Origin of the sequence: Methylobrevis pamukkalensis, assembly GCF_001720135.1 — a bacterium.
GTDB lineage: Bacteria > Pseudomonadota > Alphaproteobacteria > Rhizobiales > Pleomorphomonadaceae > Methylobrevis > Methylobrevis pamukkalensis.
The window spans coordinates 1-25,855 of record NZ_MCRJ01000061.1; the positions used below are offsets into that span (position 1 = coordinate 1).

A 25,855-nucleotide genomic window follows, 5' to 3' on the forward strand; every position below is an offset into this window, starting at 1 on the left:
GCCCGGCAGGCGATGGGCGAGGGCGGTGGCGCGGCCCCGGCGGTCGCGCCGCGCCGGAGAGCACGGCGGCCTCGGCCGCGGCGCAACGCAGCGAGCTGACGGTCACCACCGCCGGTGGCGTCCACCGCTATGCCGTGGAACTGGCGCTCACCGCCGACCAGCGCAGCGAAGGCCTGATGTACCGGCGCGAGATGGCGCCCGATCACGGCATGCTGTTCGACATGGAGCGGGTGGCGCCGGCGCATTTCTGGATGCGCAACACCTACATCTCGCTCGACATCATCTTCATCGAGAAGAACGGCCGGGTCGCGACGATTGCCGCGAACACCGAGCCGTTGTCGGAGCGGATGATCGGCTCCGGCGTGCCGGTCCGCTTCGTCCTCGAACTCGTTGCCGGCACCGCCGCAAAGATCGGCCTTGCCCCCGGCGACCGGGTCGATCACCCGGTCATCGCGGCGGCGCAGTGAGGGCACGGGTGGCACGCCGCGGCCGTTGCACCCGACGTTCATCTCCACCAGACGGGCGAGTTGTGCCGGTAGTCCTGCTGCTGCTTGAAGGCGCGAGGCTGATGGCGCAGGCGGGGCAGGGCGTCGCGGCGGCGATCACCGACGCGCGTGCGGCGGCATCCTGCCTCATCGCCGGCGCGGTGGCACGGTGAGTCCCGCCGTCATCGGCCTCGCCCTGTTTGCCGCGCTGCTGCACGCCACCTGGAACGCCTTCCTGCGCGGCGGCGCCGACCGGCTCTGGACCGTAACGGTGATGAGCATGTCGGGAACGGCGGTCGCGATTCCGTTCCTGTTCCTCCTGCCGCTTCCCGCACCGGCGGCGTGGCCCGCGATCGCGCTCTCGTCGCTTCTCCAGACCGGCTACAGCCTGTTCCTCGTCGCCGCCTACCGGCGCGGGGAACTGGGGCAGGTCTATCCGATCGTGCGCGGCAGCGTGCCGCTGCTGGTGACGCTCGGCGGGCTGGCCTTCGCAGGGGAAGCGGTGGGCCTCTGGCAGATGGCCGGGGTGCTGCTCGTCACGGCCGGCATCATGACCCTGTCGTCCGGAAAGGGCCGCGCCGATCCCATGTCGGTGCTGCTGGCGCTGGCGACCGGCGTCTTCATCGCGAGCTACGTGATGGTCGATGCCATCGGCGTGCGCCTGTCGGGCCACAGCGGCGCCTATACGGTCTGGGTTCTGGTCGGCTACGGCACGCTGCTGCCGGTGGTGGTCGCCGTCGCTCGAGGCGGACTGGCCGTGGATCTGCAACAGCGGGAGACCTGGACGGCGCTCGGCGGCGGGCTTGCCGCCGCGCTCGCCTATGGCGCGGTGATCGCGGCCTTCTACCTCGGCCCGACGGGGCCGATCGCGGCGCTGCGCGAGACGAGCGTGATCTTCGCGATCCTGATCGGCCGGATGTTTCTGGGCGAAACCCTCACCTTGCGACGGGGCATCGCCTGCGTCGTCGTGGCGACGGGTGCGATCCTGCTGGGGCTCTGAGACGACGAACGGCTCGGCAAGGCGGGCCTTGCCTGGCCGCCGTCACCGACCCTTGCCGCGGCCGAAGTCGGGCGCGTCGGTTTCCTGGCCGAGGCTGATGATGCCGCGCCGGATCTCGCGGGTGCGGGTGAACAGCTCGAACAGCTTGTCGCCTTCGCCCCAGCGGATCGCCCGCTGCAAGGCGATCAGGTCCTCGGTGAAGCGGCCGAGCACCTCGATCACCGCTTCGCGGTTGTTGAGGAACACGTCGCGCCACATGGTCGGGTCGGACGCCGCGATACGGGTGAAGTCGCGAAAGCCGCCGGCGGAGAATTTCATCACCTCCGACTGGGTCACCGTCTCCAGATCGTCGGCGGTGCCGACGATGTTGTAGGCGATCAGATGCGGCACGTGGCTGGTGATTGCCAGCACCAGGTCATGGTGCTCCGCGCCCATGCACTCGACATTGGCGCCGAGCGCGCTCCAGAAGGCGGTGAGCTGCGCGACGGCGTCCGCATCGGCGCCCTCCGGCGGCGTCAGGATGCACCAGCGGTTGACGAACAGGTCCGGCAGGCCGGCGTCCGGGCCGGAAAACTCCGTGCCGGCGACCGGATGGCCGGGGATGAAATGCACGTGGCCCGGCAGATGCGGGCCCATGTTGCGCACCACGGCCGCCTTCACCGAGCCGACGTCGCTGACGATCGCGCCGGGCGCCAGATCGCGGGAGATCACTTTCGCCACGTCGGCCGAGGCGCCGACCGGGACGCAGGAGATCACGAGATCGGCGCCCATGACCGCGGCGTCGGCGCCGGCATGCAGCTGTCGCCAAGGCCAAGCGCCTCGGCCCGCTCCAGATGGTCGGCCGAGCGGTCGGCGATGGCGATGTGGCCGGCCAGGCCGCGCGTGCGCACGGCGCGGGCGATCGACGAGCCGATCAGGCCGATGCCGATGATGGCGATGCGCTGGAACATCGGCGCCGGGGTTGCCTCGCTCGTCACCGTGCGCCGTCCTTCACGAAGTCTGCCAGGGCGGCGATCACCGCGCGGTTGGCCTCTTCCGAGCCGATGGTCAGCCGCAGGGCGTTCGGCAGCCCGTAGCCGGAAACCCGGCGCAGCACGAGGCCGCGCGAGACGAGGAACTCGTCCGCGTCGGCGGCGCTGCGGCCGGGCACGTCGGGAAAATGGATCAGCACGAAATTGCCGACGCTCGGCGTCACCTCGAGGCCGAGATCGCCGATCTCGCGGGTGACGATCTCGAGCCAGTGGTTGTTGTGGGTCACGGCCTCTTCCATGAAGGCGCGGTCCCTGATCGCCGCGGTGCCGGCGGCGATCGCCGCGGCCGAGACGTTGAACGGGCCGCGCACGCGGTTGACCGCGTCGACGACATGGGCCGGGCCATACATCCAGCCGATCCGCAGCGCCGCAAGGCCATGGATCTTGGAGAAGGTGCGGGTCATCACGACGTTGTCGGCCGAGGACACGAGCTCGATGCCGGACTCGTAGTCGTTGGTGCGCACATATTCCGCATAGGCGGCGTCGAGCACCAGCAGCACCGACTTCGGCAGCCCGGCATGCAGGCGCTTCACCTCGGTGATCGGCAGGTAGGTGCCGGTCGGATTGTTCGGATTGGCGAGGAAGACGATCTTGGTGCGGTCGGTGACGGCGGCCAGCAGCGCGTCGACATTGGCGGTGAAGTCCGTCTCCGGCGCGATGACGGGCGTGCCGCCGGCGGCCAGAATCGCGATCTTGTAGACGAGAAATCCGAACTCGCTGTAGAGGCCCTCGTCGCCCGGCCCGATGTAGGCCTTGGTGAGGAGTTCCAGGAGGTCGTCGGAGCCGTTGCCGCAGACGATGTTGGCTGCATTCAGCCCGTGCGCGGCGGCGATCGCCTCGCGCAGTTCGGTCGCCGATCCGTCCGGGTAGAGCTCCAGCCTGCCGGAAAGCGCGCGGTAGGCCTCGATCGCCGCCGGGCTCGGCCCGAGCGGCGTCTCGTTGGACGAAAGCTTGTGCAGCTTGACGCCCGGCGCCGCCTTGGACCGCCCCGGTACGTAGGCGTCGATCTCCATCACGCCGGGACGCGGGGTCGGGCGAAGCGTATCGGAAGTCATGGAAGGCAGGCTCCGGAGAGGGCGGTCACGAACCGCAGGTTCGGGCGCCATTCATAGGCAGGCGAGGCGGGAAAGGCAAAAGAAAAGCCGGCGCGTTTCCGCACCGGCCGTTTCGAAGGCCCACGGGTTTCCCGTGTCACACCACCACGAAGTCCGACGCGCTGAGCGACGGGGCGCCGGAGAGCGTGGCGAACTGGATCGCGGCGCCGTTGCCGGTCCCGTCGGCGTCGTAGCGCAGGGCGCCTGTCACCGCGTCGTAGATGATCCGGTCGTCGGCCTGGCTCGCCGCGGCGCCGAGGTTGAAGGCCCCGCCAAGGGCGACGCCCGCCGTCAGTGCGGTGAAGGCCGAGTCATCGAGCTCGATGTGGTCGAAGCCGGTGAGAAAATCGGTGAGCGTGTCGTTGCCGGAGGCGGAAATCGCGCTGTCGAACACGAAGGCGTCGGCACCCTCGCCGCCGGTGACGACGTCCTTTCCCTTGCCGCCGCGCAGCACGTCGGCGCCGTCACCGCCGTCGAGCGTGTCGTTGCCGTCCTCGCCATAGAGCGTATCGCTGCCGGAGTTCCCCTCCAGCGTGTCGTTGTTGGTGCCGCCGAACAGGGCGTCGTCATTGTCGCCGCCGTTGAGGACGTCGTTGCCGATGTTGCCCCGCAGCGTGTCGTTGCCGTTGCCACCCTCCAGGATGTCGTCACCGCCGTTGCCCGTGAGGGTGTCGTTCCCGCCAAGACCCAGCAGATGGTTGGCGGCGTCGTTGCCGGTGAGCTTGTTGTTGCCGCTGTTGCCGGTGCCGTCGGACGCGCCGCCGCCGGTGAGAACGAGGTGTTCCAGACCGGCGCCGAGGGTGAAGGAGACCGACGACTTGACCGTGTCGTTGGTGCCGTTGCCGCCATCCTCGCTGACGGTGTCGCCGAGATTGTCGACGATGTAGGTGTCGTTGTTCTGACCGCCGAACATCGCGTCGGCGCCGGTGCCGCCGTCGAGCAGGTCGGCACCGGACTCGCCGTTGAGCGTGTCGGTGCCGCTGTCGCCGAACAACTCGTCGGCGTCGGCCCCGCCGAACAGCTTGTCGTTGTCGCTGCCGCCGTTCAGCGTGTCGGTGCCGCCGTTGCCGAGCAGGGTGTCGTTGCCGGACTGGCCGAGCAGGGTATTGCTGGCGTTGTTGCCGACGATCCTGTTGAGGCTGCTGTTGCCGGTGCCGTCGATCGCCGCATTGCCGGTCAGGATGAGATGCTCGAGGCCGGCGCCGAGGATAAAGGTGACCGACGACTGGACAGTGTCGTTGGTGCCGTTGCCGCCAACCTCGCTAACGGTGTCGCCGAGATTGTCGACGATGTAGGTGTCGTTGTTCTGACCGCCATTCATCGCGTCGGCGCCGGTGCCGCCGTCGAGCAGGTCGGCGCCGGCGCCGCCGCTCAGGATGTCGTCGCCCTGGCCGCCGCTGAGGACGTCGTCGCCGTCGAGGCCGGACAGGAGGTTGACGGCGGCGTTGCCGGTGAGGCGGTTGCCGAGTGCGTTGCCGGTGCCGCTGATGGCGGCTCCGCCGGTCAGGAGGAGATCTTCGACGTTGTCGCCAAGGGTGTAGCCGACCGAGGCCTCGACCGTGTCGGTGCCCTCGTCGAGGAGTTCCGTGGCGACATCGCCGGGGTTGTCGACCACGTAAACGTCGTTGCCCTTGCCACCGGTCATCTGGTCGGCGCCGCCGTTGCCGATGATCGTGTCGTCGCCGTCGCTGCCGCCGATCGTGTCGGCGAGGTTGCCGCCATACAGCGTGTCGTCACCGAGCGTGCCGGTGATGGACAGCGCGGGGAGGTCCGACATGTCGAGCGTGTTGGTGCTCGAGCCGATGACGGTGCCGGCGGGGAGGGCCTCGGTTGTTCCCACCGCCGTGCGGCCGCGCAGGTCCGGCAGGGCGAAGGTGGTCGTGCCGTTGCCGCCGTAGAGGGCGCCGATCACGGAGAACAGTGTCTGGTTCTGCGCGATCGACAGCACCTGACCGTCGCAGATCGCCCAGCCTTCCGGCGCAAAATCGCCGGCAAAGGCCGTGATCTCGCCCACGTAGGGCGTGCTGTCGTCCGTGCTGCCGTTGCCGTCGCGCGAGGGGAACTCGCCTTCCAGCGCGATCAGCCATGTCAGCGTGAGGCCCGGTGCCTCGTTGTCGAAGGCGGCGCCGTTGCCCCCGGCGGCGGTCGGCATGTTGGCCTCGGTGAGCGTGACCGTCGCGGATCCGACCTTGGTGCCGACCGGATCGAGGCTGGTTGCCCCGACGATCGACCGGCCGCGCAGGTCCGGCAGGGCGAAGGTGGTCGTGCCGTTGCCGCCGTAGGTGTTGCCGATCGTGACGTAGAGAGCCTGGAAGTCGGCGATGTTCAGGATCTGGCCCTCGCAGGCGAGATATCCTTCGGGAACGCCGGTGCCGGCAAACTTGACCACCTCGCCGACGAAAAGCTCGGCGCCGAAGTCCTCGGACGGGAGGCTGCCACCGGTGCGGATCAGATGCTGGACGGCGAGCGCGGGCTGGACATTGTCGATCGGCACCTCGGAGCCGCCGAGCTCTGCGGCGAGGTTCGCCTGCGTGAGCGTCACCTCGGCGCTGCCGTAGGTGTCGCCGAGGATGCTCTGGGCCAGACCGGGCCCCTGGCCCGTGCCGATGGTGACCAGTCCGCCGAGATCGGGAATGCCGAAGGTCGTCTGGGCGTTGCCGCCGTAGTTGGCGCCGAACAACGAAAACAGGGGCGTGTTCTGGACGATGGCATAGGTCTGTCCGCTGGCGGTCGGGGCGCCGTCGGGTCCGAAGACGCCGGCGAAGCTGCGGATCATGCCCATGGTGTAGTAGCCGGTCTCCGACGTCTCGCCGCTGTAGTCGGGAAAGACGCCGCCCAGCGGCACGAACTGCGTGATCGCGAGCGACGGCTGGATGTTGCTGAACGTGCCTGACATGAGGGTGCCCCGCTGAACTTCGCCGACGGTCGATGTCCGCAGGCAGACTCGATCCCGGTTCGCCGCAATCCAGCCGGTCCCAGACTACACCCGCCGCGGACGCTGCCAAGGCCGCAGCACCCGCAGCGGGGGATGATCCGGAGGTTTTTCAGAGTGATCAGGCGGATCGTCGCGTCACGGGATCAGGAGGGCGCCGCGCCCGCCGAGAACCCCCGCGGCGGACCGTCATGAGCGAGATCCCGCGCGGTCCGGTCCGTGCGCGGTCTGTCGCGCGACGGGGGACGAACACCTTCAGCCCCCGCCGGCGGGTCTTGCGTGTCACACCACGAGGAAGTCCGAGGCGCTGAGGCCCGGGGCGCCGGAGAGCGTGGCGAACTGGATCGCGGCGCCGTTGCCGGTCCCGTCGGCGTCGTAGCGCAGGGCGCCTGTCACCGCGTCGTAGATGATCCGGTCGTCGGCCTGGCTCGCCGCGGCACCGAGGTTGAAGGCCCCGCCGAGGGCGACACCCGCCGTCAGCTCCGTGAAGACGGAATCGTCGATTTCGATGTGGTCGAAGCCGGTGAGGAAGTCGGCGAGCGTGTCCTTGCCGGAGGCGGCCAGCGCGCTGTCGAACACGAAGGCATCGGCGCCGTCGCCGCCGGTGACGATGTCGGTGCCCTTGCCGCCGCGCAGCACGTCGGCGCCATCCCCGCCGTCGAGCGTGTCGTTGCCGTCCTCGCCGTTCAGCGTGTCGGTGCCGGAGCCGCCCTTCAGCGTGTCGTCGTTGTTGCCGCCGAACAGGCTGTCGTCGTTGTTGCCGCCATTCAGGACGTCGTTGCCGATGTTGCCCCGGAGCGTGTCGTTGCCGTTGCCACCCTCGAGGATGTCGTCGCCGGCGTTGCCCGTGAGGATGTCGCTGCCGCCAAGACCCTTCAGAATGTTGATCTGCTCGTTGCCGGTGATCTGGTTGCCGCTGCCGGTGCCGGTGCCGTTGATGACGCCGCTCCCGGTCAGGATCAGGTGTTCCAGCCCGGCGCCGAGCGTGAAGGTGATCGACGACTGGACGGTGTCACCGGTGCCGTCGCCGCCCTCTTCGCTGACCGTGTCGCCGACATTGTCGACGACATAGGTGTCGTCGTTGCGGCCGCCGCTCATTTCGTCGGCCCCGGTGCCGCCGTCGAGCGTGTCGTTGCCGTCCTCGCCGTTGAGCGTGTCGGTTCCGCTGCCGCCGAGGAGCGTATCGGCATCGGCCCCGCCGAACAGCTTGTCGTTGTCGTCGCCGCCGTCCAGCGTGTCGTTGCCGCCGTTGCCGCGCAGGGTGTCGTTGCCGGACAGGCCGACGAGGCCGTTGGCCCGCTCATTGCCGGTGATCTGGTTGTTGGCGCTGTTGCCGGTGCCGTTGATCGCCGCATTGCCGGTCAGGATGAGATGCTCGAGGCCGGCGCCGAGGATAAAGGTGACCGACGACTGGACGGTGTCGTTGGTGCCGTTGCCGCCAACCTCGCTGACGGTGTCGCCGAGGTTGTCGACGATGTAGGTGTCGTTGTTCTGCCCGCCGTTCATCGCGTCGGCGCCGGTGCCGCCGTCGAGGGTGTCGGCGCCGTCCTCGCCGTTGAGCGTGTCGGTGCCGCTGCCGCCGAGCAACTCGTCGGCGTCGGCCCCGCCGAACAGCTTGTCGTTGTCGTCGCCGCCGTCCAGCGTGTCGCTGCCGCCGTTGCCGCGCAGGGTGTCGTTGCCGGACAGGCCGACGAGGCTGTTGGCGGCCTCGTTGCCGGTGATCTGGTTGTTGGCGGTGTTGCCGGTGCCGTTGATCACGCCGCTGCCGGTGAGAACGAGGTGTTCCAGACCGGCGCCGAGGGTGAAGGAGACCGACGACTGGACCGTGTCGTTGGTGCCGTTGCCGCCCTCTTCGCTCACGGTGTCGCCGAGGTTGTCGACGATGTAGGTGTCGTTGTTCTGCCCGCCGTTCATCGCGTCGGCGCCGGTGCCGCCGTCGAGCAGGTCGGCGCCGTCCTCGCCGTTGAGCGTGTCGGTGCCGCTGTCGCCGAACAGCTGATCGGCGTCGGCCCCGCCGAACAGCTTGTCGTTGTCGTCGCCGCCGTTCAGCGTGTCGCTGCCGCCGTTGCCGCGCAGGGTGTCGTTGCCGGACAGGCCGACGAGGCTGTTGGCGGCCTCGTTGCCGGTGATCTGGTTGTTGGCGGTGTTGCCGGTGCCGTCGATTGCGGCGCCGCCGGTCAGGATGAGATGCTCCAGCCCGGCGCCGAGGGTGAAGGTGACCGAGGACTGAACCGTGTCGTTGGTGCCGTTGCCACCTTCTTCGCTGACCGTGTCGCCGAGGTTGTCGACGATATAGGTGTCGTTGTTCTGCCCGCCGTTCATCGCGTCCACGCCGGAGCCGCCGTCGAGCAGGTCGGCGCCGGCGCCGCCTTCGAGGACGTCGTTGTCGGCATTGCCGCGCAGGATGTCGTCGCCGGCGTCGCCCCGCAGGAGGTCGTTGCCCTGGCTGCCCAACAGCGTGTCGATGCCGTCACCACCTTCCAGAAGGTCCACCCCGCTGCCGCCGTTGATCGTGTCGTCGCCGCCTTCGCCGAACAGGCTGTCGGTGCCGAGACCGCCGAGGATCAGGTTGGCCTCGTCCGTGCCATGGATCGTCTCGGCGACGATCCGCTCCACCGCGCCGATGTCGATGGCGCCGTCGTTGCGCGGCCGGCCGGCGGCGTCGATCGGCAGGAGTTCGGCCACATCGCCGTCGCCGTCGGCGTCAAGGCTGTCGTTGGGCAGGAAGCCGAGCGAGCCGGCGCCGATCAGCGGGCTGCCGTCGAGCGGCGAGCGGGTCAGGACGCTGCCGCCGTTGTCGAGCAGTTCGCCGAGCTTCGCGTCGCCGCCGCCGTTGGTGTTGCCGTTCAAGTCCGTGTCGATGGCGATCGTCGTGCCGAAGAAGCTGTTGCCGGCAAAGACCGGGCCGCTGCCGTCGACATCGTCATTGTTGAAGACGCTGCTGTTGCCGGCGATGACGCTGTTGAGGATGGTTGCGGACCCCGCGACATCAATGCCGCCGCCGACCTGGGAGGCCGTATTGCCGGTCACGGTGCTGTTCTGCAGCACGAGTGTGAAGCGGAATCGGTCTCGATACCGCCGGCAAAGTAGCCGTGGTTGCCATGAATGGTGGCGTTGAAGAAGGTTGCGCTCGAAGAGTTGTCCACGAAGACGCCGCCGGCATAGCCGGCCACGTTGCCGCTGATCGTGGTGTTCACGGCATAGAGCGCGGAGAAGTCGCCGAGAAACAGCCCGCCGCCTCTGCCCGTGGCCACATTGTCGAACAGGCTGGTGTGGCGCAGCGTCAGTTCCACGCCGGTCCCGGTCCGGATGCCGCCGCCATTTGCGGCTAAGCCCTTCGTCAGCGACAGGCTGGAAAGGGTGACCTCAGTGCCGGCGGACACGTAGATCACGCCGCTGTTGCCGTCGCCGTCGCCGTCCGCATCGCCGGAGATGGTGATGTCGGCCTTGTCGTCGCCGTCGATGTCGCCGTCGATCAGCAGGCTCTGGTTGATCTGCAACTCGCCGAGGGTGAGGGCGATGGTGCCGCCGGAGAGGTCCTCGGCAAAGCCGATCTCGCGGCCGTTGGTCTCGCCCGCCCAGAAGATCGCCTCGCGCAGCGACAGGCCGCCGCCGTCGGCGATGTCGGCGGCAAGATCGAAGTCGGCATCGGCGCTCTCGTCGTCGAGGGTAGTGACGATCATGCCGGCAAGCTCGGAGGCGCCGATGTCGAGGCCGCCGCCGAAGTCGCGCGGGTTGCCGTTGGCATCCTGCGGCAGAGCCTCGCCCGTATCGCCGTCGCCATCGATGTCGTGGATGTCGGCCGGGAGCAGGTTGGCGTTGCCGGCGCCGATCAGCTGGCTGCCCGGCAGGATCTGCATGGTCTGCACCGTGCCGCCGTTGTCGGTGAGCTCGGCAAGCCCGGCGCTGCCGCCGCCGTTGATGTTGCCGCCGTTGTCGGTGTCGATGCCGACCGCCGTGCCGAAGAAGCTGTTGGCGGCAACGACGGTGCTGGGTTCCGATCCGGTCTCGGAGATGTCGGTGCCCGAGGCAGCGCTGTTTCCGGAAACGACCGTGTTGACGAGCGTGACCGTCGATCCGGTGTAGACATCGATGCCGCCGCCGTTGCCGGAGGTGTAGTTGCCGGCGATCGTGCTGTTGGCGATGCTGACGTCGGCGCCGAAGGCGATGGCAAGGCGCCGCCGCTGTAGTCGGCGATGTTCGAGTAGACAGTGGTGTTGACGAGGGTGTTGTCGAAGCTCGTGCCCGCGAAATAGATGGCGCCGCCGGAGCCCAGCCCGCTTTGGCCGAGCGCATAGTTGGCGACGAGGGTGACGTTGGTCGCCTGAAGCGTCCCGGCATTGTAGATGCCGCCGCCGGCGCCGAGCGATGTGTTTCGATACACGGTGCTGTCGACAAGATCGAGGCTGGCGCCATTCTCGATCTTGATCGCCCCGCCCTTGTCCGCGTAGCCATCCGTCAGCGCCAGGCTGCGGATCGTGGCCTCGGTGCCGCTGATCGTGAAGATCCGGCTGTCGCCTTCGTTGGCGAAACCGCTCCCGTCCGCGTCACCGGAGATCACGATGTCGGCGCGATCGTCGCCGTCGATGTCGCCGTCGATGGTGATGTCGCTGGTGAGGACGAGTTCGCCCATCGTCAGGCGAAGCTCGGCGCCCGACAGGCTGGCATCGAAGTTGATCGTGTCGCCGGCGCTGGCAATGGCGATGGCTTCGCGCAGGGACAGGTCGCCGATGGACAGGTCGCCGTCGCTCTCGTCCGTCGCAATCGTTACCGTGAAGGTCGTCATGGAAAGTCCCCTGTGGCTGGCTGGTCCGATGGGTCGATGCCGCGTCCTTCCCCCCGGAGGACGCGGGTTTTGCCGGACCGCGGCAGGGCGCCGCGCGGGGACCGGGGTGGCCCGGGTGGGCCGAAGTCGGGTCTTGTCGCCGTCTGTCGGGTCGCGGCTTGTCGGCGCCGAGTTGAGCCCCGGAAGGCGGATCTTCGTCAGTTACCCGGGTGACAGGCGCCCGGGTGGCAGGTGGTCAACTCCTCACGGTCCGGCCGGCGCGCCGGTCAGACCTCGATCCGGGTGGCGGCCGCGGGCATGACCTCGGACGGGCCCTCGTCCTCGCCCTTCGGCACGATCTTGTAGGCCGCGCTGCCCGGCATCTTCTGCCAGAAGGCGATGTTGGCGTAGCGCTGGAACAGATCCGGCGGCAGCACGGTCTTGCGCGGGCGCGGCGCCACCTTCGGGTGGACGCGGTGCAGGCCGTCGACGCCGAGTTCGGTGTCGAAGGCCGGCGCGTCGTAGGAGACATTGTCGAAGTCGTGGGCATACGGCGTCTCGCCGAGGAAGGCGTAGATCAGGCCGATGCAGTCCGCCGGCCGGGTCGTCAGCAGGTCGTAGTCGACGAGGACGAGGCGGTCGGCGAATTCCGAGTAGCAGGCCTCTTTCAGCGCGTGCCACGGGAAGCCGACGAGGCGGTTGGCGTGGGCAAGGGCCTCGACGCGGGTGTAGACCGTCGACCGCTCGGCCGGACTGTTGAACAGCTTGGTGTTCTCGAAGGCGTTGCCGCGGAACTGGCGCTCCATGGAATCCATGATCCACGCCACGTTGCGCACGCAGCAGATCAGCTTCGACTGCGGAAACAGCGCCATCAAGGCCGGCAGCTTGGCGGTCCAGGCGCGGTTGGTGTCGAAGATCACCTCGGCCGGGTTGTCGGCATAGTAGGAGTCGAACAGGCCGCGCAGCAGCCGCCGGCGCTGGGCGGCGTCCACCATGGTCGACAGCTCGCTGCCGGCCGAGACCTGGGAAATGATCGCCTCGAACAGGGTTGCGACCGGGCTCGACATGCCGGCGTGAAACCGCGGATTCTGCCGCAGGATCGCCGACAGCAGCGTCGAGCCGGAGCGGGGCAGGCCGGAGATGAAATGGAACTGCCGGCCGCCGGCCCGGACGGGCGCAGCGCTGTCGATGTTGAGGGGCACTGTCGCGTCCATGCCAGCCCGCGTCCTTCCTCGGTCGGTCCTGCCGTCCGTTCCCTGCCTGCTCGCCGGCCCGGCCGGTGTGCCGACGTGGCCGACACCTTGCGCCCCGATCGTCGCAAGAGGCTGTTCCCGCGGGAACAGGGGCGCCTCAGAACGGACCGATCACAGGACAAGGCCGGGCTGCGGCCCGTCACACACGCAGGAAACGTGGGTGTGACGGCCCTGACCCGGATCGAGGTGTGGTGCAGTTGGCCTTCATGCCATGGCGGAAAGAGGCTGTGCGAAGACGTACCGACGGCTTCGATCAGCCGAGTTGCGTCGTGAAATGAAAGGCCCGAGGCTGCCGGTCCGAACCTTGATCGGAAAAATCATATGAAACAGAAGACTTGATTCAAATTACATGTGAAAGCGACGTTACGTCAATTGCGCAGTTCATCGCGCCAGTTCATCGCGCACGTCAGCCGGACCAGTCGGCCGCGGGCAGTCGGGCGCACGCGATGGACGGCGAGGGGGGCGATGCGCGGCCGAGAAGCATCGCTCGGCGGCAGGAGCCTAGGCGAGGGCAGGGCATCCCTCGCCGGAACGATCTCAGGCGTGGCGGGCGCGGCGGTCGCTGGCGAGCGAGAGCGCCAGCACGCAAAGGCCGAACACCGCGAGGATCGCGCCGACCCAGCCGGTCGAGGCATAGCCGTAGCCGAGCGAGATGGCGATGCCGCCGAGCCAGGCGCCGAGGGCGTTGGCAATGTTGAAGGCCGAGTGGTTGAGCGCGGCCGCCAGCGTCTGGGCGTCGGCGGCGACATCCATCAGCCGCGTCTGCAGCGCCGGGCCGATCGCCACCGAACAGCCGACGAGGAAGACGCAGAGCGACAGCATCACGGCGCTCGTGGCCGTGGCGTAGAGCAGCAGGCCGACGAGACCGGTCCAGATCAGGCTGCCGGCGATGGTCGCCATCAGCGCCCTGTCGGCAAGGCGCGAGCCGATTGTCGTGCCGGAAATCATGCCGGCGCCGAACAGCGCCATCAGGATCGGCACCTGCGCCGGCGACATGCCGGCCACCTCCGTGGCGGTGGAGGCGATGTAGCTGAAGACGCAGAACAGGCCGCCGAAGCCGACCGCGCCGATGCCCAGCGTGAACCAAACCTGCTTGCGGCGAAAGGCTCCGAGCTCGCGCAGGGCGCTGGATCCGGCCGGTGCCTTGTCGGCGGGCAGGAAGATCCAGATCAGCACCGCCGTGATCAGGCCGATCACGCCCACCGAGGCGAACAGCAGCCGCCAGGTGAGTTCCTGGCCGACCCATGTGGCGACCGGCGTGCCGACGAGGGTGGCGGACGTGAGGCCGAGCATGACGTAGCCGACCGCCTGGGTGCGGCGGTTGCGCGCCACCATCGAGGCGGCGACCAGCGCGGCGACGCCGAAATAGGCGCCGTGCGGCAGGCCGGTGAGGAATCGCAGCAGGACGAAGCTGCCGAAATCCGGCGCCATCGCGCTCGCGACATTGCCGAGCGCGAAGATCGCCATCAGCCCGAGCAGCAGCGTGCGCCGGGCGAGGCGGGCGGAAAGGACGGCGATGATCGGCGCGCCGACGACGACGCCGATCGCATAGGCGCTGATGGAATAGCCGGCTTGCGGGGTGGTGACGGCAAATTCCGCCGCGATGTTCGGCAGGAGGCCCATGATCGCGAATTCGCCGGTGCCGATGCCGAAGCCGCCCACGGCCAGCGCGAAGATGACGAGGGCGACTTCAAGGGCTGTCCGGCCGCCTGCTGCCTCGGCCGCGGGAATCGGACACGCGCCGTCGGCACACGGGACTTCGGACATGGTGGCTCCCTGATCTTCCTGTCACCTCGGTTTCCTATAGGGGATTCCCGGTATGTCGACACCTTGCGTTCTCCGCAGTGCAGCAATGCGATCGGGTGGAGGCCCTCGGACGTCGCTAGCAGCCGGCGCCCGGCGCCTCAGTCCGCCCGCTCGAATCGGCCGCGGGAATAGCCGCGGGAGATCGACGCCGTTGCCTCGGCGAGCCGGCTTTCGAGCATGGAGCTGCCGACGATCAGCGCCCGCAGCGCGGTGCGCGAATCGCCGCCGCACAGGGCAAGCGCCTCGTCGACCGCCCCCTCGAGCTCCTCGTCGCGCTCCGGCACCTCGATGACCAGCGGAATCATGCGGCAGTCTCCCGGCAATCCTGCCGTTCATGCGGCTGCGTCGCCTCGATCGGGCCGGGCAGCGGACGCGGCATGCGGCGGCGGGCGCTGACGATGACGCCGGCCACGCGCGGCAGCATCGCGGCGGCGAGGGTCATCGCCTCGACCTCGCTGTCCACCTCGCGAAACGGACCGGGGCCGAGATGGCCGCGGACATGGCTGTAGGGCGTGACGAAATAGGTGTAGACGGCGGACACGGCAGGCCTCCCGCAGGTGATGTTCCATCTTTGTTCTTATCAGCGGCAGAGTCAACGACCGGATCTCGGGCATCCACATGCGCTCGGCCCGCCGCTTCACCTGCGTGCTTGCGGCAGGGCGGTCAAATCGGTAGAAATCCTGCGGGACACCGGTTGTCCTTCGCCGGACACGGGGCATAGCGCAGTCTGGTAGCGCACTGCTTTGGGAGCAGGGGGTCGCAAGGTTCGAATCTTGCTGCCCCGACCATCTTCCGGCGAGGACCCTCCGGATCGCCGCATGTCATTTCGGGAGCCGTTTCGTTCATGACCGCACGTATCTACAAGCCCGCCAAGACGGCGATGCAGTCGGGTCAGGCGAAGACCAACCGCTGGGCGCTCGACTATGATCCGGAGATGCCCCGGACCGTGGAGCCGCTGATGGGCTGGACCTCGTCGGCCGACATGAAGCAGCAGGTCCGGCTGTTCTTCGACACCTGCGAGGAGGCGGTCGCCTATTGCGAGCGCTACGGCATCGCCTACCGGGTGATCGAGCCGAAGGAAAAGACCGCCAAGCGCGTCTCCTACTCGGACAATTTCAAGTACAGCCGCAAGGAAACCTGGACGCACTGAGCCAGGCTCCCGTTGCGGTCCGGCCGGGCACGCGCTCCGCCGGTCCGCGCGGTCTCGCGTCCGGACGCCGACACGGCCCCGTAGCTCAGCTGGATAGAGCAGCCGCCTTCTAAGCGGCAGGTCGCAGGTTCGAGCCCTGCCGGGGTCGCCAAACAATTTCGATCATTTCATGATGGCATCCCTCGATTTCGAGGCAGCGGCGCCACCACTCGGTTCGGCGGCAGGCCGGCGATTCGCGCCGCCGGCCCATGTACCTGATCTGGCCGCTTCGGACATCCTCGTGGCCTGACGCTGTAACAATTCCGTCTTCGCACTGCGGTAGTGGGGGGATGGCCTCGGCGCGGTGCATTGAGTATATCGGTGCGCACCGAGGGCCTGCGCCTGCCGGCGCCTGAGAATGGCGCCGTGCGGTCGCAAACAGAACGGACAAGCAGGATGACCGAAGGGCAAGCGGCCGTGACCGACGGGACCTCGATCCCGCCCTTCCGTCTCGGCTCCATGGTCTTCGCGCCTGTCGAACCGGCGGTGCCGCAGCCCCGTCCGGCCGGATCATCGCAGTCCGTCGCGCCGGCCGCCGCCGCGCCGCTGAGCGCAGAACCGGCGACCCCGATCGTTGCCGCACCGGGTGCAGACGCGTCATCGGAAGCGTTCCGCCTCGGGTCGATGGCCTTTGCCGCGGTGGCTCCGCGCGGGCAGGGCGCAGCCCCGATCGCCGCGGCCGGCGCAGCAACTCCGTCGCCCGTCGTCCCTCCCGTGCCCGCTCCGGTGACGCCCGCTCCGGTGACCCCGACGCCGGCCCCGGTTCCGCGCCGCTCGCCGTTGCGCAAGGGGCTTCACGCCTCGCGGATCGTCGTCGACCTTCTCGTGGTCGTCGTCTTCGCGCTGCTGCTGTTTGCGCCGGGCATCGACCGGCTGCGCCCGCCGACCGCGACGAGACCCGCTTCATCCAGGCCACCAAGCAGATGCTGGAGACCGGCGACTACGTCGACATCCGGCTGCAGACCGAGCCGCGCTACAAGAAGCCGATCGGCATCTACTGGCTGCAGGCCGCCTCGGTGAAGGCGCTCGGCTATGACGCCGACGCGCCGATCTGGGCCTACCGCCTGCCGTCACTCGTCGCGATGGTCCTGTCGGCGGTGCTGGTCTACCTGATCGGCCTGTCGATTGCCGGACCCGGCGTCGGCCTGTTCGCCGCCGCGGTGTTCGCGCTGTCGCTGATTGCCGGCGTCGAGGCGCGGCTCGCCAAGACCGACGCGACACTGCTCGCCTTCATCCTGATGGCCCAACTCGCGCTCGCCCGCGGCTTCGTCGGCGACACGGGCCGCAAGCGCCCCTGGCTCGCCGTGCTGTTCTGGACGGCGATCGGCTGCGGCGTCCTGATCAAGGGCCCCGTGATCCTGATGGTCAGCGGCCTGACGCTGCTCTCCCTGATGGTCTTCTCCCGGTCGATGCGGCCGCTCACGGTGCTCTATCCGCTGTGGGGCCTGCTCTGGGCGTTGGTCCTGACGTTGCCGTGGTTCCTCGCGATCTGGCAGACGGCCGGCAGCAGCTTCTTCTCCGAGTCGCTCGGCAAGGACTTCCTTGCCAAGGTGGCGACCGGACAGGAGAACCATGGCGCCCCCCCTGGCAGCTTCCTTGTTGCCGCCTTCGTGACCTTCTGGCCGGGCATCGCGCTGCTGCTTCTTGCCCTGCCGACGGTGTGGGCGCAGCGCAAGACGCGCCCCGTCGGCTTCCTGCTCGCCTGGGCCCTGCCGTCGTGGGCCGTGTTCGAACTCGTGGCGACGAAGCTGCCGCATTACGTGATGCCGCTCTATCCTGCACTGGCACTGCTCACCGGACTGGCGCTCGCCGCCGGCGGCCTCACCTTCGGCGGCCGCTGGCGCAAGCTGGCCGCCGGCTGGATTCCGCTGGTGGCACTGCTGCTGGCCGGGGGTCTCAACGCCGGTTTCGTGATCGTGGAGGGGCATATCGACCCCTACGGCATCGCCCTTGCCTTTGCCGGCGCCGCGGTGGTGATCATCGGGTCCATCGTGATGCTGCGCGAGCGGCCGCGCTTCGGTCTTGCAATCGCGGCCGTGGGCATCGTCGGGATCTATGCGACCGCCTATGCGTGGCTCCTGCCGCGCGCTTCGCACATGTGGGCGTCGAACCGCATCGCCGAAGCGGTGGAGAGCCGTCTCACCTGTGCCGCGCCGCGCCTGATCTCGGTCGCTACGGTGAGCCGAGCCTCATCTTCCTGCTCGGCACGGATCTGGAGATCCTGCCTGCCGACGAAGGCGCGCGGCGCTTCGCCGAAACGGACTGCGCCGCCGCTATGGTGGATGCTCGCCAGGATGACGCCTTCCTGACAGCTTCGGGCGATACGATGCCCGAACTCGCCACGACGGTCGAGGCGCGCAATCTCAACGGTTTCCGGCCGCGCAGCTTCCGTATCTACATTCGCGAACCGCAGCCGGACGGCGCACCCGCCGTGCCGGGATCCACGGGAGAGGCCCAATGATCACGACGATGCGTGACAGGATCGGCGCCGTGCTGGACACCACGCGCCGCGTCTGCTCGCGCCATCGTCCGCCGCCCACGGCTTTGCCCGTGGTGTTCGCCGTCACGCTGTTCCTGATCGTGATGGCGATGCTCGTCGATGCCGATGTCGATGCGGCCATGCGGGCGCTGCCGCAGGATGTCCGCTCCGCTTTCCGCCTGATCACGAACATCGGCGAATCCGGCTGGGTGCTCATCCCCTCCGCCCTGCTGCTGGCCGCCGCGGGCACCGTCTCCGTCTCTGCAGCGGACCGGCGCGTGCGCCGGGCCGTTCGCGTCGGTGTGGAGCGCCTCGGCCTCCTGTTCATGTCGCTCGCCGTCTCGGGCATTCTGGCGATCGTGCTGAAATACGGCTTCGGCCGGCCGCGCCCGAACAGCGCGCACGTGATTCACCAGTCCTTCCTGGGGCCGACCTTCGATTCCGATTTTGCCAGCTTCCCGTCCGGCCATGCCACCACGATGGGGGCCCTGGCGATGGTGCTGGCGCTGCTGGCCCCGCGCTGGCGGGTTCCGGTGGTCGCGCTGGCGCTGGTCATCGCGCTGTCGCGCGTCGTGGTCGGCGCGCACTATCTCTCCGATGTCGTCGCCGGCCTTGCGCTCGGCGCATCCGTCAGCTGGCTGGTGGCCTGGGCCTTTGCGCGGCGCCGCATCGCCGTCGAACCGGGGCAGGGCGCCTTTCCGCGCCTGCGACGTCATGACGGCGTCAACTTTCGCAGTGATCTTGCACCGCTGTGGGCAGGGATCGTTCGGCGCCTTCCCATTTCGCTTGCAACATCGCCAGAGGCGGCGACACTTTCTTCGGTCAGGGCCGGGACGATGGCCGGTGGCCCGGTCGACGAGAACGTTTCCATGACGCGCGCCTCTCTCATCTCCGTGGTCATTCCCGCCAAGGACGAAGCCGACAACCTGGCGGTGCTGGTGCCGGAAATCGACGCCGCGCTTGCAGGCCGGACGCACGAGATCATCGTCGTCGACGACGGGTCGACCGACCGGACCGCCGCCATGCTCGCCGGCCTCCGATCCGAAGGCCGGCCCGTCCGCCACGTGCGCCATGCAACGCCCTGCGGCCAGAGTGCCGCCGTCCGCTCCGGCCTCCTGGCCGCGCGCGGCGAAATCGTCGTCACCATCGACGGCGACGGCCAGAACGATCCGGCCTACATCCCCGCGCTCGTCGCCGCGCTGGAGACGGGCGGCGGACGCATCGCGCTTGCCGCCGGCCAGCGTCTCGCCCGCACCGACGGCGCGATGAAGATGCTCGCCTCGCGCTTTGCCAACCGCCTGCGCGGCGCCATCCTCGCCGACGGCACCCGGGATTCGGGCTGCGGACTGAAGGCCCTGCGCCGTGACGTCTTCGTGCTGCTGCCCTATTTCGACAGCTGGCACCGCTTCCTGCCCGCGCTCGTGATCCGCGAGGGCTACGGCGTGGTCCACGTCGACGTGGTGGACAGGGCGCGCCGTTTCGGCCGGTCCAACTACGGCATCTTCGACCGCGGCCTGCGCGGTGTGCTCGATCTCTTCGGCGTCTGGTGGCTGCGCCGCCGTCGCAAGCGCATTCCGATGGTCAGCGAAGTCGAGGCGGCCGATGTCTGATCTTCCGGGCCGCATCCTCGACTGGCTGCATCTCGTCTTCGTGGCGCAGATCGACTACTGGATCGTGCTGGGCTTCGTCGCCCAGTTCCTGTTCATGATGCGCTTCGTTGTGCAGTGGATCGCCAGCGAGCGCGCCCGCCGATCCGTGGTGCCGGTCGCCTTCTGGTTCTTCTCGCTGGGGGGCGGCGTTCTGCTGCTCGTCTACGCCGTCCAGCGGCAGGATCCGGTGTTCATCGCCGGCCAGGCGCTCGGCCTGCTGATCTACCTGCGCAATCTCTCGCTGATCTTCCGCAAGCAGCCTTCCGCTGATCCGGCCATTGTCCCGGATGGCGCCGAGAAAGCCGGCTGAGGGTTCGTCACATCGACATCCTGACGATGTTGACGATGCCGTCGGCAACGAACTGCACGGCCAGCGCGGCCAGGAGGACGCCGAGCAGGCGGGTCAGCACGCTGCGGCCGGTTTCGCCCAGATAACGGTCGATCGTCTCCGCGGCGATGAAGATCGCAAGGCAGCTGCCGATGATCGCGACAACGATCGCCATCAGCGCCACCGTCGCAAGACCGTTCTCCGCCTCTGTCGCAAGCAGCACCGCCGCCGAGATCGCGCCGGGGCCGGCAATCAGCGGAATGGCCAGCGGAAACACCGCCAGATGCCGCAGATCCTCGGTCTGCTGGTCCTGCGAACCGGCGATGAAATGGCTCGCGGCGGTGGCGGCCGACGCAGCTTTGCGCTTCTCCCGCTTCTCGAACACCATCTCGAAGGCGATCCAGAACAGAAGCAGCCCGCCGGCGATGCGGAAGGCGGGCAGGGAGATGCCGAGGAAGGACAGCAGCGCCGAGCCGCCGAGAATGAAGCCGAGCAGGATGGCCGCCGAAATCACGGCGGCCCTGAGCGCGATCTCGCGCCGCAGCTTGCGGTCGGCCCCGCGCGTCAGCGCCAGGAACACCGGCGCCAGACCGAGCGGATCGATCGTGACGAGCAGCGTCACGAGGGCATTCAGGAGAAATTCGCTCATCCGTCCCCCAGGCTGCGACCAGCCGCGCGGCTCGCGACCGCTGTGCCGCAGATGACGTCAGGGAACCATGTTTGCGCCGGCGGGGAAACCAGCGGTGGACGAATTTCCGCGCAAACCCGCAAGTCCGCCTCTTTGCTGGTCGCGAGCGCCGGAATCGTCTAGAAACAACGGACCTGAACAGACAGTCGAGCACCGATTTGGCCGAAGACGACAAGAAGCCGCCGGAGGGTACGCACCTCCCGGACATCAAGCCCATTTCCATCGCCGACGAGATGCGCCGCAGCTATCTCGACTACGCGATGAGCGTGATCGTGTCCCGCGCACTGCCCGACGTGCGTGATGGTCTGAAGCCGGTTCATCGCCGCATCCTCTACTCGATGCACGAGAACGGCTATGTGTGGAACAAGCCCTATCGCAAGTCGGCGCGCATCGTCGGCGACGTGATGGGTAAATACCATCCCCACGGCGACGCCTCGATCTACGACGCCTCGTGCGCCTCGCGCAGCCGTGGTCGATGCGGCTGCCGCTGGTCGACGGCCAGGGCAACTTCGGCTCGATCGATGGCGATCCGCCTGCAGCCCAGCGTTACACCGAGGTCCGTCTGGAGCGCGTCGCCGAGACGCTGCTCGAGGATCTCGACAAGGACACCGTCGACTTCTCCGACAACTACGACAACTCGGAGCGCGAGCCGACGGTCATGCCGGCGCGCTTCCCGAACCTGCTGGTCAACGGCGCGGGCGGCATCGCCGTCGGCATGGCGACCAACATTCCGCCGCACAATCTCGGCGAGGTCATCGACGCGGTGCTCGCGGTCATGAACGATCCGGCGATCGAGATCGAGGACCTGATCGACATCATCCCCGGGCCGGACTTCCCGACCGGCGCGCTGATCCTCGGCCGGGCTGGCATCCGCTCTGCCTACCTGACCGGCCGCGGCTCGATCATCATGCGCGGCAAGGCGCGCATCGAGGAAATTCGCAAGGACCGCGAAGCGATCATCATCGACGAGATCCCGTATCAGGTGAACAAGGCGTCGATGATCGAGAAGATCGCCGACCTCGTGCGCGAGAAGCGGGTCGAAGGCATCTCGGACATCCGCGACGAAAGCGACCGCGACGGCATGCGCGTCGTGATCGAGCTGAAGCGCGACGCGGTGGCCGACGTGCTGCTGAACCAGCTCTACCGGTTCTCGCCGCTGCAATCGAGCTTCGGCGTCAACATGGTGGCGCTGAACGGCGGCAAGCCGGAGGTGATGAACCTCAAGGACATCCTGACCGCCTTCCTGGCCTTCCGCGAGAGCGTGGTCAGCCGCCGCACCAAGTTCCTGCTGGCGAAAGCCCGCGACCGCGCCCATGTCCTCGTCGGCCTCGCCATCGCGGTGGCCAACATCGACGAGGTGATCCGGCTGATCCGCAGCGCGCCCGATCCGGCGACCGCCCGCGCCCAGCTGATGGAACGCGCCTGGCCCGCGGCCGACATCGAGCCGCTGATCCGCCTCATCGACGATCCCCGGCACACGGTTTCGGAGGACGGCACCTACCATCTTTCCGAGGAGCAGGCCCGGGCGATCCTCGACCTGCGCCTGCAGCGCCTCACCGCGCTCGGCCGCGACGAGATCGCCGAGGAGCTCGAGAAGCTCGCCGCCGAGATCACCGACTACCTGGACATCCTGCGCTCGCGCGAGCGGGTCCAGAACATCATCCGCGCCGAACTGGCGAACATCCGCGAGATGTTCGCCACGCCGCGACGCACCGAGATCATCGAGAGCGATGCGGACCTCGAGGACGAGGATCTGATCGCCCGCGAGGACATGGTCGTCACGGTCAGCCACGAGGGTTACATCAAGCGGGTGCCGCTCTCGACCTACCGGGCGCAGCGCCGCGGTGGCAAGGGCCGCTCGGGCATGTCGACCAAGGACGAGGATTTCGTCACCCGGCTGTTCGTGGCCAACACCCACACGCCGGTGCTGTTCTTCTCCTCGCGCGGCATCGCCTACAAGCTCAAGGTCTGGCGGCTGCCGGTCGGCAATCCCCAGGCACGCGGCAAGTACATCAAGAACCTGCTGCCGTTGCAGGACAACGAGCGGATCACCTCGATCCTCGCGCTGCCCGAGGACGAAGCAAGCTGGGCCACGCTGGACGTCATGTTCGCCACCACCGGCGGCACGGTCCGGCGCAACAAGCTGTCCGATTTCGTGTCGGTCAACCGCAACGGCAAGATCGCGATGAAGCTCGACGACGGCGAGGGCATCGTCTCGGTCGAGACCTGCACCGAGCGCGACGACGTGCTGCTGACGACGGCGCTCGGCCAGTGCATCCGCTTCGAGGTCGGCGACGTGCGCGTGTTCAAGGGACGCGACTCGATGGGCGTGCGCGGCATCAGCCTCGGCGACGGCGATTCCGTGATCTCGCTGACGATCCTGCACCACTTCGACGCGACGCCGGCCGAACGCACCGAATATCTGAAGCTTGCCGGCGCCATCCGCCGTGCGGCCCTCGGCGAGGACGCCGACGTCGATGACGCGGCGACGGTGGAAGCCGAGGAGGCACTCGAGGGCGAGGCTCCGGAAGGGCTGTCGCAGACGCGCTATGCCGAGATGGGCGGGGCGGAGCAGTTCGTGCTGACCGTCAACGAACGCGGCTACGGCAAGCGCTCGTCGTCCTACGACTTCCGCCTGTCCGGCCGCGGCGGCAAGGGCATCAAGGCGACGGATCAGACCAAGCTGAAGGAGATCGGCAACCTGGTCGCCGCATTCCCGGTGGAAAGCTCCGACCAGCTCATGCTGGTGTCCGATGGCGGCCAGCTGATCCGCGTCCCGGTCGAGGGCATTCGCTTCGCGAGCCGCGCCTCGAAGGGCGTGAAGATCTTCTCGACCGGCGCCGATGAAAAGGTCGTGTCGGTCGAATGTCTGTCGGAGGTTGATGTCGACGACAGCGCCGAGGATGCCGGCTGAGGAGACGGGAGCGGCGCCATCGTGCCGCTCCGCTCCTTCACGGCATGCACCAGATACAAAAACGAGGTCCGGCACTGGGGTGATGTGCCGGACCTTCGCACGTTTGGAGGTCAGTGTCGTCTTGTCATGCGTGCATCGTAGCACGCTCTCGCTTATTCGGCCATCAGCCGAATCAGAACCGAGGATTGCTCGCCGGTGACGGGCATCTCGGTCGTGACAAATGCCGCATCCGTTGTCGGTGCGGGCAGGGCAACAGGATCGGCCTTGACCAGCAGGTCGACCGGATAGCGCGGCACTTCCGCGTGGGCGTCGACGGCCTGCGAAAAGCCGATGATCGCGAATCCGAGACCGGCGATGCATCCCGCCGTAACAAGTCCGGTGTGCATGATCCTGCGCTCCGAGCTGCGGCGGCTGGTGTTCCTGTCAGGAACGACTGGCTCGCCTTGCTTCCATGACAGATAAATGGCGATTGTGGTCGTGTTGTTCCAATCACGGCGCCCAAAACTCCTCGTGATCGGCACGAATGACTTGGCGGCCGCGTTTCCGCGGTCGGCCGAGGGATGAAAGTCGTTCAATTTCAATGAGGTGTGGTCAGGCCACGTTGTTTGCGCGCGAAGCGTTCTTCGGACCTTCGAGGTCCACCTCGGTGCAGACCCGGTTGCGGCCGGTGCGTTTGGCGAGATAGAGCGCCGCATCGGCCCGCTCGACCAGCGTCTGCACCGTGTCGTAGCGCCGATAGGAGGCGACGCCGATCGAGATCGTGATGTGGCCGAGGTTCTCGCCGGTCGAGCGCTTCATCAGTTCCTTGGCCATCACCGTCACCCGGATCTGCTCGGCGAGGGTCGCCGCTGCCTGCATGGTGGTGCGCGGCAGGATGATCGCGAATTCCTCGCCGCCGTAGCGGCAGGCGATGTCCTGGCCCTTGACGTTCTGCTTGACCGACAGGCCGACCAGGCGGAGCACCTGGTCACCGGTCTGGTGGCCGTAGGTGTCGTTGAACTTCTTGAAGTGGTCGATGTCGGTGACGAGCAGCGAGAACTGGTCGTCGATCTCGGCCGCCTGGGCGATGGCCCGCTCGATCGACTGGTCGAAATGCTTGCGGTTGGCAAGCGTGGTCAATTCGTCGGTGAGGGATTCGAAGCGGATCGCGTCGAGGCTCTCGTGCAGTTCGGCGATCTGGCGCCGGGATTCGGCCAGCTGCGCCTCGAGTTCGCGGTTGGTCGCCTCGGTACGCTGCGTCGCGGAGATCACGTTGTTGACGATGTCGATGATGCGGCCGCGGTCGTCGGTGACGGCAAGCTCGCTGGAAGCGCCGCTCAGCGAGGTGCAGTATTCGTGGGTGGCGGCGATCGAATGATCCATGGCGTCGACGACGCCGGAAATCTCGCTGGAGATGCGGGCGCCGACGTCGTCGATCCGGTCGGCAATCCGGCTCGGCGACAGGAACTGGGTGTAGATCCGGTGGATCTCCTCCAGCGTCACGCGGCCGCGGGTCCGGAGCAGATCGTTGATCGCCTTGTTGAGGGCATGATTGAAGCCGGCACAATAGGTGTACCAGAGCTCGTAATTCCGCGGGATGCCGGAATTTCATTCCGCTTCAGCTGCGTGATGGCGTTTTCGCCATACGAGATGGTGCGTAGGAATTCGTCTCGGGCGCTCATGACAACATCCAGCTCGGGACACGGCGGCAACGGTCCGAGTATGAAAGTCGACGTTGAAGTTTAGGTTAATCGCATCAACGAATGAATCACTCAGTTTACCTTACATGACTCCGGGAAACCTTCTAAGAAAGACTTTCAATGCGCAAGTTGCGTTGCATTTTGCAACATCGTCATTGAAAGCAGGTCTTGCCGCATCGCGCGGCGCAACCTGGTGACGTTCGGCCAGGCCGTGCCGCGCTGCGCGTGCAGATCGCCGTTCGGGCGCATCGGCAAATGCAAAGAGCCCCGGCATTGCCGGGGCCCTTGCTCGTTTCGATGTGCCTGCCGGGCCGAAACCGGGCAGCGGTCGATCAGGAGGCTTCCTTGATCGGCCGCACGGGCCGCAGCAGGAAGGCCGGGACGTGATCGCCGAGGCCGACGACGCTGACGTCGTCATCATTGTCCTTGCGGCGACGGTCGCGCGGCGGCGGCGGGTTGCCGCGCCGGTTCTGGTCGGAGCGGCCCTCGCTGCGGCGCGGCTCGTCGTTGCGCGGGCTTGCCTCGGCGCGGGGACGCTCGCGCGGCGTCTCGCTGACCGGAGC

21 protein-coding genes, 2 tRNA genes and 4 pseudogenes are annotated in these 25,855 nt (G+C 67.9%); 13 read left to right on the top strand and 14 right to left on the bottom strand.

The features are described 5' to 3' along the window. The 3 genes from A6302_RS11320 to A6302_RS11325 form a co-directional block, all read left to right on the top strand. On the top strand, window positions 1-467 hold a 467-nt coding region (locus A6302_RS11320; protein ID WP_245294031.1), incomplete at its 5' end, for a DUF192 domain-containing protein. Between the two features lie 62 nt (window positions 468-529). Beyond that, on the top strand, window positions 530-658 hold the full coding sequence (locus A6302_RS25325) for a hypothetical protein (protein ID WP_280939109.1): 129 nt from the start codon (window positions 530-532) through the stop codon (window positions 656-658). Continuing rightward, window positions 655-1,485, top strand: a complete 831-nt coding sequence (locus A6302_RS11325) for an EamA family transporter (RefSeq protein WP_069307132.1) — start codon at window positions 655-657, stop codon at window positions 1,483-1,485. The genes A6302_RS25325 and A6302_RS11325 overlap by 4 nt, the downstream gene beginning before the upstream one ends. Window positions 1,486-1,527: 42 nt before the next feature. Here A6302_RS11325 and A6302_RS11330 read toward each other — a convergent pair. The 10 genes and pseudogenes from A6302_RS11330 to A6302_RS11375 form a co-directional block, all read right to left on the bottom strand. Continuing rightward, window positions 1,528-2,435 (bottom strand): annotated as a pseudogene (locus tag A6302_RS11330) (prephenate/arogenate dehydrogenase family protein). Window positions 2,436-2,458: 23 nt separating this feature from the next. Then, the gene (gene hisC, locus A6302_RS11335) at window positions 2,459-3,571 is read right to left on the bottom strand and encodes a histidinol-phosphate transaminase (protein WP_069307133.1); all 1,113 of its coding nucleotides are present in this window, start codon (window positions 3,569-3,571) and stop codon (window positions 2,459-2,461) included. A 136-nt stretch (window positions 3,572-3,707) separates the two neighbouring features. After that, on the bottom strand, window positions 3,708-6,506 hold the full coding sequence (locus tag A6302_RS11340) for a tail fiber protein (RefSeq protein ID WP_069307134.1): 2,799 nt from the start codon (window positions 6,504-6,506) through the stop codon (window positions 3,708-3,710). 318 nt (window positions 6,507-6,824) lie between these two features. Beyond that, window positions 6,825-9,572: a beta strand repeat-containing protein gene (locus tag A6302_RS11345; protein ID WP_141703698.1), complete on the bottom strand. Its 2,748-nt coding sequence runs from the start codon at window positions 9,570-9,572 to the stop codon at window positions 6,825-6,827. Continuing rightward, the gene (locus tag A6302_RS11350; RefSeq protein WP_069307136.1) at window positions 9,569-10,402 is read right to left on the bottom strand and encodes a hypothetical protein; all 834 of its coding nucleotides are present in this window, start codon (window positions 10,400-10,402) and stop codon (window positions 9,569-9,571) included. The genes A6302_RS11345 and A6302_RS11350 overlap by 4 nt, the downstream gene beginning before the upstream one ends. Continuing rightward, window positions 10,375-11,328 (bottom strand): hypothetical protein, encoded by a 954-nt coding sequence (locus A6302_RS11355; protein WP_069307137.1) that lies wholly within the window; start codon window positions 11,326-11,328, stop codon window positions 10,375-10,377. The genes A6302_RS11350 and A6302_RS11355 overlap by 28 nt, the downstream gene beginning before the upstream one ends. Window positions 11,329-11,594: 266 nt before the next feature. Continuing rightward, window positions 11,595-12,521, bottom strand: coding sequence for a sulfotransferase family protein (locus A6302_RS11360; RefSeq protein ID WP_083255698.1), 927 nt, complete (start codon window positions 12,519-12,521; stop codon window positions 11,595-11,597). 576 nt (window positions 12,522-13,097) lie between these two features. Next, window positions 13,098-14,327, bottom strand: coding sequence for an MFS transporter (locus tag A6302_RS11365; protein WP_069307138.1), 1,230 nt, complete (start codon window positions 14,325-14,327; stop codon window positions 13,098-13,100). Between the two features lie 137 nt (window positions 14,328-14,464). Next, complete coding sequence (locus tag A6302_RS11370) at window positions 14,465-14,671, bottom strand: hypothetical protein (RefSeq protein ID WP_069307139.1); 207 nt, start codon at window positions 14,669-14,671, stop codon at window positions 14,465-14,467. Then, window positions 14,668-14,907, bottom strand: a complete 240-nt coding sequence (locus A6302_RS11375; protein ID WP_069307140.1) for a hypothetical protein — start codon at window positions 14,905-14,907, stop codon at window positions 14,668-14,670. Before A6302_RS11375 ends, A6302_RS11370 begins: the two co-directional genes overlap by 4 nt. A 170-nt stretch (window positions 14,908-15,077) precedes the next feature. Here A6302_RS11375 and A6302_RS11380 point away from each other — a divergent pair. The 9 genes and pseudogenes from A6302_RS11380 (at window position 15,078) to A6302_RS11405 (ending at window position 19,993) form a co-directional block, all read left to right on the top strand. Beyond that, a tRNA-Pro gene (locus A6302_RS11380) sits at window positions 15,078-15,154 on the top strand. A 56-nt stretch (window positions 15,155-15,210) separates the two neighbouring features. Further along, window positions 15,211-15,516 (top strand): ETC complex I subunit, encoded by a 306-nt coding sequence (locus tag A6302_RS11385; RefSeq protein ID WP_069307141.1) that lies wholly within the window; start codon window positions 15,211-15,213, stop codon window positions 15,514-15,516. Between the two features lie 74 nt (window positions 15,517-15,590). Continuing rightward, a tRNA-Arg gene (locus tag A6302_RS11390) sits at window positions 15,591-15,667 on the top strand. A gap of 284 nt (window positions 15,668-15,951) precedes the next feature. Continuing rightward, entirely contained in the window at window positions 15,952-16,575 is a 624-nt protein-coding gene (locus A6302_RS22180; RefSeq protein ID WP_141703700.1) for a hypothetical protein, read from the top strand. Continuing rightward, the gene (locus A6302_RS11395; RefSeq protein WP_069307142.1) at window positions 16,479-17,864 is read left to right on the top strand and encodes an ArnT family glycosyltransferase; all 1,386 of its coding nucleotides are present in this window, start codon (window positions 16,479-16,481) and stop codon (window positions 17,862-17,864) included. The genes A6302_RS22180 and A6302_RS11395 overlap by 97 nt, the downstream gene beginning before the upstream one ends. Before the next feature lie 17 nt (window positions 17,865-17,881). After that, window positions 17,882-18,016, top strand: a complete 135-nt coding sequence (locus tag A6302_RS25330; protein ID WP_280939115.1) for a hypothetical protein — start codon at window positions 17,882-17,884, stop codon at window positions 18,014-18,016. A 344-nt stretch (window positions 18,017-18,360) separates the two neighbouring features. Then, window positions 18,361-18,687, top strand: a pseudogene (locus tag A6302_RS24460) (phosphatase PAP2 family protein); the annotation flags it as partial. Window positions 18,688-18,903: 216 nt separating this feature from the next. Continuing rightward, complete coding sequence (locus A6302_RS24465) at window positions 18,904-19,644, top strand: glycosyltransferase family 2 protein (RefSeq protein ID WP_069307147.1); 741 nt, start codon at window positions 18,904-18,906, stop codon at window positions 19,642-19,644. Continuing rightward, window positions 19,637-19,993 (top strand): lipid-A-disaccharide synthase N-terminal domain-containing protein, encoded by a 357-nt coding sequence (locus A6302_RS11405; protein WP_069307143.1) that lies wholly within the window; start codon window positions 19,637-19,639, stop codon window positions 19,991-19,993. The genes A6302_RS24465 and A6302_RS11405 overlap by 8 nt, the downstream gene beginning before the upstream one ends. Before the next feature lie 7 nt (window positions 19,994-20,000). Here A6302_RS11405 and A6302_RS11410 read toward each other — a convergent pair whose 3' ends face one another. Then, window positions 20,001-20,660: a MarC family protein gene (locus A6302_RS11410; RefSeq protein WP_069307144.1), complete on the bottom strand. Its 660-nt coding sequence runs from the start codon at window positions 20,658-20,660 to the stop codon at window positions 20,001-20,003. A gap of 272 nt (window positions 20,661-20,932) precedes the next feature. On the opposite strand from A6302_RS11410, the pseudogene gyrA reads away from it, so the two are divergent. Next, window positions 20,933-23,613: pseudogene (gene gyrA / locus A6302_RS11415) on the top strand (DNA gyrase subunit A). 152 nt (window positions 23,614-23,765) lie between these two features. On the opposite strand, the gene A6302_RS22185 reads toward gyrA, so the two are convergent. The 3 genes and pseudogenes from A6302_RS22185 to A6302_RS22930 all read right to left on the bottom strand — a co-directional run. Next, entirely contained in the window at window positions 23,766-24,194 is a 429-nt protein-coding gene (locus A6302_RS22185) for a hypothetical protein (protein WP_141703702.1), read from the bottom strand. Between the two features lie 10 nt (window positions 24,195-24,204). Continuing rightward, window positions 24,205-25,095, bottom strand: a complete 891-nt coding sequence (locus tag A6302_RS11425; RefSeq protein WP_245294032.1) for a GGDEF domain-containing protein — start codon at window positions 25,093-25,095, stop codon at window positions 24,205-24,207. 529 nt (window positions 25,096-25,624) lie between these two features. Then, a pseudogene (locus tag A6302_RS22930) lies at window positions 25,625-25,855 on the bottom strand (DEAD/DEAH box helicase); the annotation flags it as partial.

Bases quoted from the DNA above. Each gene is read 5' to 3' on its own strand.
- hisC (WP_069307133.1), bottom strand. From the start codon at position 3,571: ATGACTTCCGATACGCTTCGCCCGACCCCGCGTCCCGGCGTGATGGAG.
- A6302_RS11340 (WP_069307134.1), bottom strand. From the start codon at position 6,506: ATGTCAGGCACGTTCAGCAACATCCAGCCGTCGCTCGCGATCACGCAG.
- A6302_RS11350 (WP_069307136.1), bottom strand. From the start codon at position 10,402: ATGCAGATCCTGCCGGGCAGCCAGCTGATCGGCGCCGGCAACGCCAAC.
- A6302_RS11355 (WP_069307137.1), bottom strand. From the start codon at position 11,328: ATGACGACCTTCACGGTAACGATTGCGACGGACGAGAGCGACGGCGAC.
- A6302_RS11360 (WP_083255698.1), bottom strand. From the start codon at position 12,521: ATGGACGCGACAGTGCCCCTCAACATCGACAGCGCTGCGCCCGTCCGG.
- A6302_RS11365 (WP_069307138.1), bottom strand. From the start codon at position 14,327: ATGTCCGAAGTCCCGTGTGCCGACGGCGCGTGTCCGATTCCCGCGGCC.
- A6302_RS11370 (WP_069307139.1), bottom strand. From the start codon at position 14,671: ATGATTCCGCTGGTCATCGAGGTGCCGGAGCGCGACGAGGAGCTCGAG.
- A6302_RS11385 (WP_069307141.1), top strand. From the start codon at position 15,211: ATGACCGCACGTATCTACAAGCCCGCCAAGACGGCGATGCAGTCGGGT.
- A6302_RS22180 (WP_141703700.1), top strand. From the start codon at position 15,952: ATGACCGAAGGGCAAGCGGCCGTGACCGACGGGACCTCGATCCCGCCC.
- A6302_RS11395 (WP_069307142.1), top strand. From the start codon at position 16,479: ATGCTGGAGACCGGCGACTACGTCGACATCCGGCTGCAGACCGAGCCG.
- A6302_RS25330 (WP_280939115.1), top strand. From the start codon at position 17,882: ATGCCCGAACTCGCCACGACGGTCGAGGCGCGCAATCTCAACGGTTTC.
- A6302_RS24465 (WP_069307147.1), top strand. From the start codon at position 18,904: ATGACGCGCGCCTCTCTCATCTCCGTGGTCATTCCCGCCAAGGACGAA.
- A6302_RS11405 (WP_069307143.1), top strand. From the start codon at position 19,637: ATGTCTGATCTTCCGGGCCGCATCCTCGACTGGCTGCATCTCGTCTTC.
- A6302_RS11410 (WP_069307144.1), bottom strand. From the start codon at position 20,660: ATGAGCGAATTTCTCCTGAATGCCCTCGTGACGCTGCTCGTCACGATC.